13 protein-coding genes are annotated in these 12,979 nt (G+C 73.4%); 8 read left to right on the top strand and 5 right to left on the bottom strand.

The annotated features are described in order from the left end of the window. The first annotated feature begins 11 nt into the window (after positions 1-11). Positions 12-932, top strand: coding sequence for a succinate--CoA ligase subunit alpha (gene sucD / locus SOY78_RS10605; RefSeq protein WP_036382515.1), 921 nt, complete (start codon positions 12-14; stop codon positions 930-932). A gap of 126 nt (positions 933-1,058) precedes the next feature. Here sucD and SOY78_RS10600 read toward each other — a convergent pair whose 3' ends face one another. Then, positions 1,059-2,189, bottom strand: coding sequence for a VIT1/CCC1 transporter family protein (locus tag SOY78_RS10600; RefSeq protein WP_036382517.1), 1,131 nt, complete (start codon positions 2,187-2,189; stop codon positions 1,059-1,061). 93 nt (positions 2,190-2,282) lie between these two features. Here SOY78_RS10600 and SOY78_RS10595 point away from each other — a divergent pair, with 93 nt between their 5' ends. Both SOY78_RS10595 and SOY78_RS10590 read left to right on the top strand, forming a co-directional pair. Then, a complete protein-coding gene (locus tag SOY78_RS10595; RefSeq protein ID WP_036382519.1) occupies positions 2,283-2,702 on the top strand; it encodes a YidH family protein in 420 nt (139 codons plus the stop codon). A gap of 4 nt (positions 2,703-2,706) precedes the next feature. Further along, the gene (locus SOY78_RS10590) at positions 2,707-3,030 is read left to right on the top strand and encodes a DUF202 domain-containing protein (protein ID WP_036382520.1); all 324 of its coding nucleotides are present in this window, start codon (positions 2,707-2,709) and stop codon (positions 3,028-3,030) included. Between the two features lie 75 nt (positions 3,031-3,105). Here SOY78_RS10590 and SOY78_RS10585 read toward each other — a convergent pair whose 3' ends face one another. Together SOY78_RS10585 and SOY78_RS10580 are read right to left on the bottom strand one after the other, a co-directional pair. Further along, entirely contained in the window at positions 3,106-4,299 is a 1,194-nt protein-coding gene (locus tag SOY78_RS10585; RefSeq protein WP_036382522.1) for an alcohol dehydrogenase catalytic domain-containing protein, read from the bottom strand. Between the two features lie 218 nt (positions 4,300-4,517). Further along, positions 4,518-6,014, bottom strand: a complete 1,497-nt coding sequence (locus SOY78_RS10580) for a sodium:solute symporter (protein WP_036382525.1) — start codon at positions 6,012-6,014, stop codon at positions 4,518-4,520. A 184-nt stretch (positions 6,015-6,198) separates the two neighbouring features. On the opposite strand from SOY78_RS10580, the gene SOY78_RS10575 reads away from it, so the two are divergent. From SOY78_RS10575 to SOY78_RS10560, 4 genes are all read left to right on the top strand, one after another. Continuing rightward, a complete protein-coding gene (locus SOY78_RS10575) occupies positions 6,199-6,768 on the top strand; it encodes an XRE family transcriptional regulator (protein ID WP_036382527.1) in 570 nt (189 codons plus the stop codon). Between the two features lie 74 nt (positions 6,769-6,842). Further along, complete coding sequence (gene speB / locus SOY78_RS10570) at positions 6,843-7,859, top strand: agmatinase (RefSeq protein ID WP_324701558.1); 1,017 nt, start codon at positions 6,843-6,845, stop codon at positions 7,857-7,859. Further along, complete coding sequence (locus SOY78_RS10565) at positions 7,856-9,571, top strand: thiamine pyrophosphate-binding protein (protein WP_324701557.1); 1,716 nt, start codon at positions 7,856-7,858, stop codon at positions 9,569-9,571. Before speB ends, SOY78_RS10565 begins: the two co-directional genes overlap by 4 nt. Positions 9,572-9,700: 129 nt before the next feature. Next, entirely contained in the window at positions 9,701-10,882 is a 1,182-nt protein-coding gene (locus tag SOY78_RS10560; RefSeq protein WP_324701556.1) for an intradiol ring-cleavage dioxygenase, read from the top strand. 55 nt (positions 10,883-10,937) lie between these two features. Here the strand turns inward: SOY78_RS10560 and SOY78_RS10555 are convergent, their stop codons facing one another. Further along, positions 10,938-11,462, bottom strand: a complete 525-nt coding sequence (locus SOY78_RS10555) for a pyridoxamine 5'-phosphate oxidase family protein (RefSeq protein WP_324701555.1) — start codon at positions 11,460-11,462, stop codon at positions 10,938-10,940. A 67-nt stretch (positions 11,463-11,529) separates the two neighbouring features. Further along, positions 11,530-12,435, bottom strand: coding sequence for an inositol monophosphatase family protein (locus tag SOY78_RS10550; protein ID WP_324701554.1), 906 nt, complete (start codon positions 12,433-12,435; stop codon positions 11,530-11,532). A gap of 82 nt (positions 12,436-12,517) precedes the next feature. Between SOY78_RS10550 and SOY78_RS10545 the strand changes: the two genes are divergently transcribed. Further along, entirely contained in the window at positions 12,518-12,964 is a 447-nt protein-coding gene (locus SOY78_RS10545) for a DUF6508 domain-containing protein (protein WP_134377452.1), read from the top strand. The last annotated feature ends 15 nt before the right edge of the window (positions 12,965-12,979 follow it).

Raw genomic sequence — 12,979 nt, 5'->3', positions numbered from 1 at the left:
AGGAAACAGCTATGTCGATCTACCTGAACAAGGACTCCAAGGTCATCGTCCAGGGCATCACCGGCGGTGAGGGCACCAAGCACACCCGCCTCATGCTCAAGGCCGGCACGAACATCGTGGGCGGCGTGAACGCCCGCAAGGCCGGCACCACCGTGTCCCACGAGGACAAGGACGGCAACGCCGTCGAGCTGCCCGTCTTCGGCACCGTCACGGAGGCCATGGAGAAGACCGGCGCGGACGTGTCCGTGGCCTTCGTGCCGCCGGCCTTCGCCAAGGACGCCGCCATCGAGGCCATCGAGGCCGAGATCCCGCTGCTCGTGGTCATCACCGAGGGCATCCCGGTGCAGGACACCGCCGAGTTCTTCGCCCTGTCCCAGTCGAAGACCGGCGAGGACGGTAAGCCGAAGACCCGCATCATCGGCCCGAACTGCCCCGGCATCATCACCCCGGGCGAGGCCCTGGCCGGCATCACCCCGGCCACCATCACCGGCTCCGGCCCCATCGGCCTCGTGTCCAAGTCCGGCACGCTGACCTACCAGATGATGTACGAGCTGCGTGACTTCGGCTTCTCCACCGCCATCGGCATCGGCGGCGACCCGGTCATCGGGACCACCCACATCGACGCCCTCGAGGCGTTCGAGGCCGACCCGGACACCCAGGCCATCGTGATGATCGGTGAGATCGGCGGCGACGCCGAGGAGCGTGCGGCCGAGTTCATCAAGGCCAACGTCACCAAGCCGGTCGTCGGCTACGTGGCCGGCTTCACCGCCCCGGAGGGCAAGACCATGGGCCACGCCGGCGCCATCGTCTCCGGCTCCGCCGGCACCGCGCAGGCCAAGAAGGAGGCCCTCGAGGCCGCGGGCGTGAAGGTCGGCAAGACCCCGTCCGAGACCGCCCAGCTCATGCGGAAGATCCTGCAGGCCCAGGCCTGATCCCGCGGTGCGGGGCGCCGAATCCGGCGCTCCGCACCGGCAGGCGGAGGCACCACGGCCCCTGTCCCTCGTCCTGAGGGGCAGGGGCCGTGTGCTGCGCGGGGTGGAGCGGGCGGTGGACGCCCGTCAGCCCACGTTCGCGCCGAAGAGCAGGCCGAGCACGTAGGTCACGGCGGCGGCGCCGTAGCCGATCGCGAGCTGGCGCAGGCCCCGGGCCAGCGGTGAGGAGCCGGACAGCAGCCCGACCACACCGCCGGTGAAGAGCAGGGCCGCGCCCACCATCACCGCCGCCAGGCCCAGGGCCCACAGCCCGGACATGCCGAAGATGTACGGCAGGATCGGGATGAGCGCGCCGGAGGCGAAGAACGCGAAGCTGGACAGGGAGGCGCTCCACGCCGAGCCGATCTCCGCGAAGGAGTCCGAGTGGTCCACCGGCCCCTGGGAGCCGTCGGGACGGGCGGAGAACTGCGGGTTGCAGTCGCACGTGAGATAGCCGAGGCGCTCGAGCGCGCGGTGCTCGGCGTCCTCGGGCGTCATGCCGCGGGCCAGGTAGACGAGCTTGAGCTCGTTGTGGTCCAGGTCCAGGTGCTGGGCCGCTTCGAGGGTGATCTGGGTGGGGGAGGAGGCCTCGAGCAGCTCCCGCTGGGACCGCACCGAGACGTACTCGCCGGCCGCCATGGACAGCGCGCCCGCCAGCAGGCCGGCCACGCCGGTGAACAGCACCACGGACGGCGCCACGCCCGTCGCGCCGATGCCCATCACGAGCGCCAGGTTGGAGACCAGCCCGTCGTTCATGCCGAAGACGGCGGCGCGGAAGTTGCCGGCCAGCTGCTCGCGACCCCGGGCGGCGAGGCCGCGCACGACCTCCTCGTGGATGGCCTCATCCGCCACCATGCCCTCGGGGGCGTCCTGGTCCTCCGCGTAGGGAGTGTCCGACTCGGCGCGCTGAGCCAGGGCCAGCACGAACACGGAGCCGAAGATCCGCGCGAGCCAGCGCAGCAGGATGCGGTGCAGGGAGGGGCGCGGCGGGTTCTCCGCGTGCTCGCCCAGGAGGGCCCGCCAATGCTGTTCGTGGCGGCGCTCGGCCTCGGCGAGGCCGAGCAGGATGTCGCGCTCCACGCCGTCCTTGCGAGCGGCGATGTCGCGGTAGATCTGGCCCTCGGCGATCTCGTCGGCGAGGTAGCGGCGCCAGCGTCGGACCTGTTCGCGGGTCGGCTCGGGACGTGCCGCGGGCGTGGCGGTGTGGGCGGGGCTCATGGGGCTCCATCGGATGGGCGGGCGGGGACGGGCGGCGCCGTCGCGGCCGGGCGCGCCCGACCGGCCAGTCTACGCCGTCGCTACCATGGCCGCATGGACGCAGCAGAGACCCCCGACGGCCCCGAGGCCGCCGCCCACGACGGCGGCCGGCCGGCCTGGCAGCGCCGCCTCCTGGCGGGCGGGGAGGAGCCGGACCCCCGGTTCACGCTCGCCAACGAGCGCACGTTCCTGGCCTGGGTCCGGACGGCGCTGGCGCTGCTGGCCGGCGGGGTCGCGGTGGAGGCGTTCACCGGCGCCCTCTTCGCGCCGCCGGTCCGGGTGGTGCTGAGCACGGTGCTGCTCGTCCTGGCGGCGCTGCTCGCCCTGGGCGCGGGCGCGCGCTGGCTCCGGGTGGAGCGTGCGATGCGCCGCGGCCGTCCGCTGCCGCTGCCGCTGATCGTCCCGGTCCTGGCGGGGGGCGTCGTGCTGGCCGTCGTGGTCCTGATGCTCGCCGTCGTCCTGCCGCGGGGCTGAGGCGATGCGCCTGCATCACGACCCGGGGCTGCAGCCCGAGCGCACCGTGATGAGCTGGGGCCGCACGGTCCTGGCGCTGGGCGTCCTCAGCCTCACGTTCCTGAGGTGGTGGCCGGCCGTCGGCGCGTGGGCGTTCGGGCCTGCGGTGGTGGCGGCCGTCGGCGGGGCGGCGGTGCTGGCCACGCAGCGCCGGCGCTACGTGGCGCAGGCAGACGGGATCGCGCGGGAGCAGGCCCGGCCGGCCCTGGCGTCGGTGGCCTGCATGGTCGCGCTGGTGGTGGGCTTGGCGGCCCTCGGGATCAACGCCACGCTGCTGCACGCGACCTGATCCGCGGACGACGACGGCACCCCTCACCTGCGCGGGCAGGTGAGGGGCGCCGTCGTGCCTCCGGAGGCGGACCGCTCAGCGGGCGATCATGCCGTGGGGGTCGATGACGAACTTCTCCAGGGAGCCCTGGTCGAACTCCGCGTAGGCCTGGGGTGCCTCGTCCAGGCTGATCACGCGCGGGTTGACCATCTCCGTCAGGTACGGCATCCGGTCCCACAGGATCGACATCATCAGCTGGCGGTTGTAGCGCATGATGGGCGCCTGGCCGCCGATGATGTGGGGCGACTTGATCCAGGCCTTGCCGAAGTCCACCGGGAAGGTGCCCTCCTGCTCGGCCTTCGTCTCCGCGATCGGGTCCGGCCCGTAGATGCCGATGATGCCCGTGGCGCCGCCCGGACGGGTGATGTCCAGGACCTGGTTCACGGCGGCGATCGGCTGCATCTCATCGGACGCGGAGCCCAGGCCGTGGGCCTCGGAGCCGACGCAGTCCACCGCGCAGTCCACCATCGGCTCGCCGAGGATGTCGTTCACGGCGTCCTGCAGGTTCTCCGTGGTGGAGAGGTCGATGGTCTCACAGCCGTGCTTGCGCACCAGCTCCAGCCGCGAGGCGTCCTGATCGCCCACGATGATGCACGAGGCGCCCAGCAGCCGAGCGGCGGCCGCGGCGCACCGGCCCACAGGGCCGGCGCCGGCGATGTAGACGGTGGAGCCGGGCTTGGCGCCGGCCGACATGAGACCGTGGAACGCCGTGGGCAGGATGTCCGAGAGCACGGCGAGATCCAGGATCCTCTCCATCGCCTGCTCCTGGTCCGGGAAGCGCAGCAGCTGGAAGTCGGCGTAGGGCACGAACAGGTACTCGGCCTGTCCGCCCTGGAAGTCGCCCAGATTGAAGCCGTAGGCGGCGCACGCCTGCTCCGGGTTGGCGGTCTCACAGACCTCGGTGCGGCCGGCGCGGCAGTTGCGGCAGCGGCCGCAGGCCACGTTGAACGGCACGGAGACGAGGTCGCCCTCCTGCAGGAACTGGACGTCGCTGCCGACCTCCAGCACCTGGCCGGTCATCTCGTGACCCAGCACCATGCCCTCGGGTACGGGGAAGGAGCCGCGGTAGATGTGCAGGTCGCTGCCGCAGATGTTGGTCGCGACGATCTTGAGGATGACGCCGTGCGGGGCGGCGGAGCCGTCGGGCATCTCCAGCTTGGGGAAGTCCAGCTCGTCGACGCGCACGTCCTTGATGCCGTGGAATGCCACGGCGCGGTTCTTGGTGGTCATGAGAACTGTTGCCATTCTGTCTCCAACGAGGCCACGACGGGGCGGGAGACGGGGCGAACCCGAGGGGGAATCCCGGTCTCAGGCTGTACGGAGACACTAGGGGCCGGGGGGAGCCCGCGTGAAGGGTCGCCCGCCGCCGCCCGCCGCACCGCATGGTCTCGGCCACCGTGTGGGCGTCGGAGGATCACAGGCCCCGGGGTCGTCGGCCAGCGGCACTCTCAGACCGCGGGGCCGACGCCGTGGCGGGAGCGCACCCGCCAGGCCTCGAGGACCGCGGGATCGGTGGGCCGGGTCATCAGGCTGAGGAGGACGTACACGACGGCGGAGGCGGCCAGGCCGACGTAGATCGGCTCGTTCGCGAAGACGCCCTCGAAGGGCTCCGCCGCGTTCAGCTCGAGCCAGCCCATGGTGCCGAGGGTGCCCACCGTCCCGACCACCATGGACCACAGGGCCGCCGTGCCGGTGCCGCGCTTCCACACGAGGCCGCCGACGATCGCGACGAACAGGCCGCCCACGAGGATGTCGTACGCGATGGTCAGGGCCGCCACCACGTCCGGGACGACGATCGCCAGCCCCAGCACGACGGCGCCGAGCAGCAGCACCCAGCCGCGGTTCGAGGCGAGCTCCGCCGCGGTCTCCGGAGCCTCGTCCTCGGCGGTGGCGCCGTCCTCGGCGGCGGTGGCCTCGCCGCGGAGGATCGGGAGGATGTCGGTGCGCATCACGGTCGAGGCCGCGATGATCGCCCCCGAGGCGGTGGACATCATGGCCGCGACGGCGGCCGCCAGGGCCACGCCGCCCACGCCGACGGGCAGCAGGTTCTGGGCGACCCACGCGAACACGTCGTCGGTGGTGGCGATGTCCGCGGTCACCGTGCGCGCGGCCATGCCGATCAGGGCGCCGGCGACGCCGTAGACGATGCAGTACAGCCCCGCGGTGGCGCCGCCGATCTGCGCCACGCGCGGGGAGCGGGCCGTGAACACGCGCTGCCAGACGTCCTGGCCGATCAGCAGGCCGAGGGTGTAGACCACGAAGTAGGTGACGATCGACTGCACGCCGATCCCGTCCCAGCTGAAGAACTCGGCGCCCAGGCGCTCCTGCATGGCGCTCCAGCCGCCGGCGTTGGCCAGGGAGAGGGGGAGCATGAGGGCGAACAGGCCGACGGTCATGATGAGGAACTGGGCCATGTCGGCCAGGGTGATGGACCACATGCCGCCGAGCACGGAGTAGGCCAGCACGATGCCGCCGCCCACCAGGACGGACAGCCAGCGGTCCCAGCCGAAGAGCACCACGAAGATCGACGCGTAGGCGCCCGTGGAGGTGGCGGCGAGCATGAGCGTGTAGGCGAGCATCACGAAGGAGGAGGCGTGGGAGGCCCCGCCACGGCCGTACCGCAGGCGGAGCATCTGCGAGACGGTGTAGATCTTCAGGCGGGCCAGCATCGGGGCGAACGCCACCGACAGGATGAGCACGCCGACGCCGATGGCGGCCACGAGCCACGCGCCGGAGAGCCCGAACTCGTAGCCCAGGCCGACGCCGCCCACGGTGGCGGCGCCGCCGAGCACGACGGCGGCCATGGTGCCGGTGAACAGCACCGGCCCGAGACGGCGGCCCGCCACGAGGTAGTCCTCCGAGCTGGCGGCGCGGGCCTTGCCCCACCAGCCGAAGGCGAGCATGCCGACCAGGTAGACGGCGACGATGGTCAGGTTGAGGGTCACGGGCGGTCCTTGGGGCGAGGGGATCCGGGGCGCCGGATGCGGGGGCGCCGCGGCGGGACAGGAGTGATCGGCGTGTTGCCGATCACACGAACCGGGTCTACGGTAAACACATGTTGCTTATCAGACAACATGTCGTCCAGGGGGACATCGGCGATGTCGCCTGGCCGACGTCGGGAGGAGCGCGATGAAGGCCCTCCCGCTCGAGACCGCGCCGGGCCAGGCGCTGATCGGCCGCCGGCTGCGCGCGCTGCGCGAGGCGCGGCGGCTCACCGTGGCCCAGCTGGCCGAGGCAGCCGGCGTCAGCAAGGGCTTCCTCTCCCGCCTCGAGCGGGACCTGACGAGCCCGTCCGTGAGCACGCTCGTGACCCTGTGCCAGGTGCTCGGCGCGAGCCCGGGCGACGTCCTGGACGCGCCCGAGGTGACGGTCGTGCGCCTCGCCGACGCCCCCGCGGTCAACCTCGGCGGCGAGGGCATCCGCGAGCGCCTGATCACCCCGCGCGGCCGTCGCGACCTGCAGATCCTGCGCGCTGACATCGCGCCGCGCGGCCGCGGGGAGGCGGAGCTGTACACCGTGGACTGCCGCGTGGAGGCGGTGCACGTGGTCACCGGCCGCCTCGAGCTGCGGACCACCGAGGCCGTGCACCTGTTGGAGGAGGGGGACACCGTCACCTTCCCCGGCCGCGAGCCCCACTCGTGGGCCAATCCGGACGACCGCCCCGCCGTCGTGCTGTGGACCCTCGTGGGCCACGCGTGACCCCGTCCGGCGCGCCCACACCGGAAAGACCAGACCGACCAGACCGAACCGAACCGCCCAGAGAGGACATCCAGATGCTCGAGATCCCCCGCGTCGAGGACAACGGCCGCCTCGGCCCCGTGAACTCCGCCCTCGTGCCCCGCTACGGCGGCACCCCCACCTACGCGCTGCTGCCGCGCCTGGACGAGGCGGCCGCGGCCGGCGTCGCCCCGGAGATCAAGGTGGTCGGCGTGCCGTTCGACGCCGGCGTCTCCTACCGCCCCGGTGCACGCTTCGGTTCCGGCCACGTGCGGCAGTCCTCGCGGCTGCTGCGCCCGTACAACCCCGCCACGGACACCTCGCCCTTCGCGCAGGCCCAGGTGGTGGACGCCGGGGACATGGCGGTGAACCCGTTCACCATCGGCGAGGCCATCGAGGCGATCCAGCAGGACGCGATGGACCTCACCGAGGACGGCTCCTCGCTCATGACCATCGGCGGCGACCACACCATCGCGCTGCCGCTGCTGCGCGCCGCCTCCGCCCGTGCGGGTGAGCCGGTGGCCCTGCTGCACTTCGACGCCCACCTGGACACGTGGGACACCTACTTCGGCGCCGAGTACACCCACGGCACGCCGTTCCGCCGCGCCGTGGAGGAGGGGATCCTGGACACCGAGGCCATCTCGCATGTGGGCACCCGCGGTCCGCTCTACGGCAAGAAGGACCTCGACGACAACCACCGCATGGGCTTCGGCATCGTCACCTCCTCGGACGTGTTCCGTCAGGGCGTGGACGAGATCGTGGACCAGCTGCGCCAGCGCATCGGGGGCCGGCCGCTCTACATCTCGGTGGACATCGACGTCCTCGACCCCGCGCACGCGCCGGGCACCGGCACTCCCGAGGCCGGCGGCATCACGAGCCGTGAGCTGCTCGAGATCCTCCGCGGCCTGCGCGGGCTGGACATCGTCGGCGCGGACCTGGTGGAGGTGGCCCCGGCCTACGACCACGCCGAGCTGACCGGCGTCGCCGCCTCCCATGTGGCGTACGACCTCATCTCCCTGATGGCCGACCGCCGCGCCACCCGCGCGGCCGCCGGTGAGGAGCCGGGCCGATGACGGACGAGCAGACGACGACGGCAGCTCCGCGGCGCAACGGCGGCGATCTCGCCGTCGAGACGCTCCACGCCCTGGGTGCACGGACGGTCTTCGGCATCCCGGGCCAGCACGCGCTCGGCCTCTTCGACGCCCTGTCCCGCTCCCCGCTGGAGTTCGTCTCGAACCGCGTGGAGAACAACGCCGCCTTCGCCGCGGACGGGTACGCCCGGGCCACCGGCGAGGTCGGCGTCCTGTTCCTGTCCACCGGCCCGGGTGCGCTCACCTCGCTGGCCGGCCTGCAGGAGGCGTACGCCACGGGTGTGCCGATGCTCGTGATCGCCTCGCAGATCCCGCTGTCCGGGCTCGGTGCCCGGCGCAAGGGCATGCTGCACCAGCTGGACAACCAGAAGGCCTCGGCCCGCAACGTCACCAAGGCCCAGTTCACGGTGCACCACGCCTCGGGCATCCCCTCCGCCATCCAGGACGCATGGGCCGAGGCCGTCACCGTGCCGCAGGGGCCGGTGTGGGTCGAGATCCCGCAGGACGTGCTGCTCGGCGAGGTCATGGTGCCCCCGGTCGAGGACGCCCTGGCCGTGCCCTACAACCATCCGCCGCGCGCCGAGCTCGTGGCCGAGTCCGTGCGCTGGCTGCGCGGAGCCGGGCGGGTGGCGATCGTGGCCGGCGGCGGTGTGCGCCGCTCCGGTCGGGCCGCGATGGCGAGCCTGCGGGAGGTCGCGGAGCTGCTCCAGGCACCCGTGGTCTGCTCGCCGGGCGGCAACACCGCCTTCCCGTGGGAGCACCCGCTCAGCCTCGGCGGCTGGGTGGAGGACCGCCTCGTCACGGACCTGCTCGAGGATGCGGAGGTGCTGCTGGTGGTGGGCTCCTCGCTCGGCGAGGTCACCTCGAACTACTTCACGCTCGAGCCGCGCGGCCGCCTCATCCAGGTGGACGCGGAGCCGCGCGTGCTGGAGACCAACCATCCCACGCTGGGGGTGCGCGCCGACGCCGGCCAGGCGCTCGAGGCCCTCGCCGCGGCGCTGCGCGAGTCGGGCTCGGTGTCGCAGGACGCCGCCGTCTGGCACGGCCACACCCCGGCCGAGGTGGTCGCCGACGTCAACGCGCGGATCGGCGCCCGGCTCGACGCCCAGGACCTCGGCGTGGAGCGCCGGCTCCTGGCGGACATCCGCGCCGCCGTCCCGTCGACCATGCAGACGTACTGGGACATGACCATCGCCGCCTACTGGGCGTGGAACTGCTGGGACGCGCAGGAGGGCGAGTTCCACTCGGCGCAGGGCGCCGGGGGCCTCGGCTACGGGTTCCCGGCCGCGTTCGGCGGCGCGCTGGGCCTGGCCCACCAGGGACGCACCGGGATCGACGGGCGCGTGCTCGCCGTCGCCGGCGACGGCTCGGCGATGTACTCCATCGCCGAGCTCGCGGCCGCCAGGCAGCACGGCGCGGCGGTGACGTGGCTGATCATCGACGACGGCGGGTACGGCATCCTGCGCGAGTACATGGAGGGCGCGTTCGGCAAGGCCACGGCCACCGAGCTCGACCGGCCGGACTTCCAGGCCCTCGCCGCCTCCTTCGGCGTGCCCGCCGAGACGGTGGGAGTGGGGGACGTGCGCGGCGCGCTCGAGCGCGCGTTCCAGGCGGACGGGCCGAACGTCGTCGTGGTGCAGACCCGCCTGGCGATGTGGGCGCCGAGCCACCTGGGGGAGGCCCCGGAGGTCTGAGCCGGCCCGGCGCCGGAATCGCTGACTCGACCCTGAGAGTGCGCGCCACCTTTCCAGGTGCATGTTTCAGCAACGGAGCTGGACCGGCAGGTAGTTGAGGCGTCGACCGAGGCGCCGGCGGTCCCGCCCGTGTCAGAAACCGCCCAGGAGATGTCCTGGAACCATCCCGCCGATCTCACGAAAACGTCCGGCATCCGTTGCCATGCTGGCCTCTCGACGCGGCCCGCCACCCGGCGGGCGCCCCACGAGAGGAACTCCAGGGCCCCCTGGCTCCCGACCCGCTCCCGCCGTCCCTTCCCCCAGGTCTCCGAGGGAGGCGAGGCCCCCGCCGTCACGCCCACCTTCGAGGGCCGGGCCTTCCACCGCCCGGCCGAGGACGTCGAGGACCAGGGCGCCGCCTTCGACGTCGGCACGCTCGTCTCCCGCCGCAACGCGCTGGGCATCTTCGGCGCGGGGGCGGGAGCCCTCGTCCTCGCCGCGTGCGGTGTCCAGGAGGGCGCCTCGTCCTCCTCCGGCTCGACGTCGGCGAGCGCCGGCTCCTCGTCACCCGCGGCCTCCTCCTCGTCGGCGGCGAGCGCCTCGCCGTCCGCCACCCTGACCGAGATGGTCACCGAGACCGCAGGCCCGTACCCGGGCGACGGCTCCAACGGCCCGGACGTGCTCGACGCGTCCGGCATCGAGCGCTCCGACCTGACCACGAGCATCGACACGGGCACCGTCGCCGAGGGCGTCCCGCTGACGGTGACGATGAACGTGATCGACATGGCCCACGGCGACGCCGCGATGACCGGCGCCGCCGTGTACCTCTGGCACGCCGACGCGCAGGGCCGCTACTCGATGTACTCGGACGGCATCACGGAGGAGACCTACCTGCGCGGCGTCCAGGTGGTGGGCGACGACGGCACGGTCACCTTCACCACGGTGTGGCCCGGCTGCTACGCCGGCCGGTGGCCCCACCTGCACTTCGAGGTGTTCCCGGACAGGGCGTCCATCACGGACGCGACGAACAACGTCCTCACCTCCCAGATCGCCATGCCCGAGGAGCAGTCCGCGCAGGTCTACGCCACCTCGGCCTACGACGGGTCGACGGCGAACTTCGCCAAGGTCAGCCTCGAGACGGACAACGTCTTCTCGGACGGCTACGAGACGCAGCTGCCGCAGATCACGGGCTCCGTGGAGAAGGGCTTCGCCATCACCATCGACGTCCCGATCGACACCACCACCGAGCAGGAGCAGGGTGGGATGGGCGGGCCCGGCGGCGGGCAGCCGCCGGCGGGCGGCGAGGGCGGGCAGCCCCCGGCGCGCCCCTGAGTCCGGCGGACGTGGGCTGAGCCGTCCGACCCGGCCCGAGCGTCCTGCCTGCGGCTCAGTCGGTCTGGGACTCGTTGCGCTCGGGGTGCCGGCCGAACACGAAGTGGCGGCCGGACACGCGCTGGACGTCCACGCGGACGTAGAAGTCCTTCAGCGTCGGCACCCACGGCTCGATGCCGAGGGACTCGGCCTCCGCGATCTCCGCCTCGGTGTCCAGGCGGCGCGCGGTGCCGTGCACGAGCACGGACCAGGCCTGGTCGGCCAGGATCCCGTCGGCCTGCACCACGACGCGCGGATTCACCGTGAGCTCGGCGAGCTTCGAGCCGGGCGCGGTGCGGAAGTAGATGGCGCCGTCGTGGGCCCGCACGTTCACCGGCACGATGTCCGGCCGCCCGTCCACGGCCAGCCCGAGACGCGCGTGGCGCACGCGGCGCAGCAGTCGCCAGACCTGGTCCTCGTCCAGCACCAGGACGGCCTCGCCGTCCGGGTGCTCGAACATCAGGTGGTCCCCGGGCTCCGCGACCGGATCGGGGCGCTGCATCGACGGGGCGTCGGCGGTGTCGTGGTGCTGCGGGGTCATCGGGGCCTCCTGGCGTGCCGGGACGGGCGCCGTCGGGAGCGGCGCTGAGATCGGGCTCACACCCACTCTAGACATGGTCGGTCGCCCGCGAGGCGAGGATGTCGCCCAGCACCGCCGCCGTCGTCGGCGCCTCGCGGCCCGGGGCGACGGCGAGCGCGAACGGGCACGTGTGGGCGCGCGGGCCGTCGTCGACGAGCCGACCCGACGACGGCGCCCCCGGGTCCGGCGTGAGCCACCTGCCCCCGGCGCGGCGCAGGATCAGCTGCCCCGCCGCGACGTCCCAGGGCTTGGTGTCCACGTACAGCGCGGCGTCGGCCCAGCCCGCCGCCGTGTGGGCGAGCTCGAGGGCGCCGGAGACGGTGCGGCGCACGGTCGCGTGGGCGGCCACGAGACGTCCGAAGCGGCGCAGCGCCTCCTCGCCCTCGCGCGCGATCGCCTCGCCCGCCGGATAGGAGGTCACGAGGTTCTGGGCGCGCTCGCCGCCGGCCGGCGCCGGCCGGGCGACCTCGGCCAGCGGGCGCTCCGGCCCGTCGCCGCGGGTGAGGTAGGCGCCGTCCCCGTCGGCGGAGAACGCCAGCCCGCCCACGGGGTCCAGCACGACGCCGGCCACCACCTCGCCGTCGACCTCGGCGGCCAGGGACACCGAGAACATCGCGAAGCCGTGCGCGAAGTTGGAGGTGCCGTCGATGGGGTCGACGATCCAGGTCAGCCGGGCGGCCTCACCGGTGCCGGCCTGCGCCCCGAGCTCCTCGCCGAGCACGCCGGAGCCGGGGACCGCCGTCGTGAGCGCGGCGACGAGCCGGGCCTCGGTGTGTCGGTCGTGCACGGTGACGAGGTCGTGGTGCGTGGTCTTGGCCTCGGGCCCGATGGCGGTGGGGGAGCGGAAGGCGGCGGCGAGGTCGCCGACGACCGCGCGGGCGGCGTCGAGGGCGATCGCGCGGAGCTCGGCGGGGCGGGGCAGGGCTGGGCTCATGCCCCGAGCCTAGGCGGGGGTCCGGACACGCCGGACCGCACGCGAGACAATGGGGCCGACCCCCCCGAGCAGAGGAGCCGCCATGACCGAGCACCCCCTCCCGACCCCCGACGACGACGCCACCCTCACCGGCCCGCAGACCCCCACGCCCCAGCGCGTGGCCGCCGTGCGTGCGCTGCGCGAGCTGCTCGCCGCCGGCTACGGCACCGAGGCCCGGCCGATCGCCTCCTACGGCGCCCCCGCGCCCGGCACCCTCGGCGGCGTCTACCCGGACTACGACAACCGCGTGTTCCCCGGCCTCGTGGCCGCGCAGGAGCTGGCGGGCATCGACGTCGACTACCTGCGGAACGTGGACCGGGTGAGCGAGGCCGGCATCGCCGAGGCGTCCCTGGCCGACCTCGGCACGCTGTTCACCTACCTGGTGCGCGGCGAGCGGTTCACGGACGGGCACGTGGCCGCCGCGATCGAGAACGGCAAGGTCGGCCGCATGCTGGACCGCCTGACCGCGCTGGTCCCCGAGATCCGCTGAGAGCGCGCGCGGTGC

Source organism: Micrococcus sp. HOU01, from assembly GCF_035609305.1.
In the GTDB taxonomy this organism is placed as follows: Bacteria; Actinomycetota; Actinomycetes; order Actinomycetales; family Micrococcaceae; genus Micrococcus; species Micrococcus luteus.
Note: the sequence above shows the minus strand (reverse complement) of the source record. Positions and strands in the feature narration are given on the sequence as shown.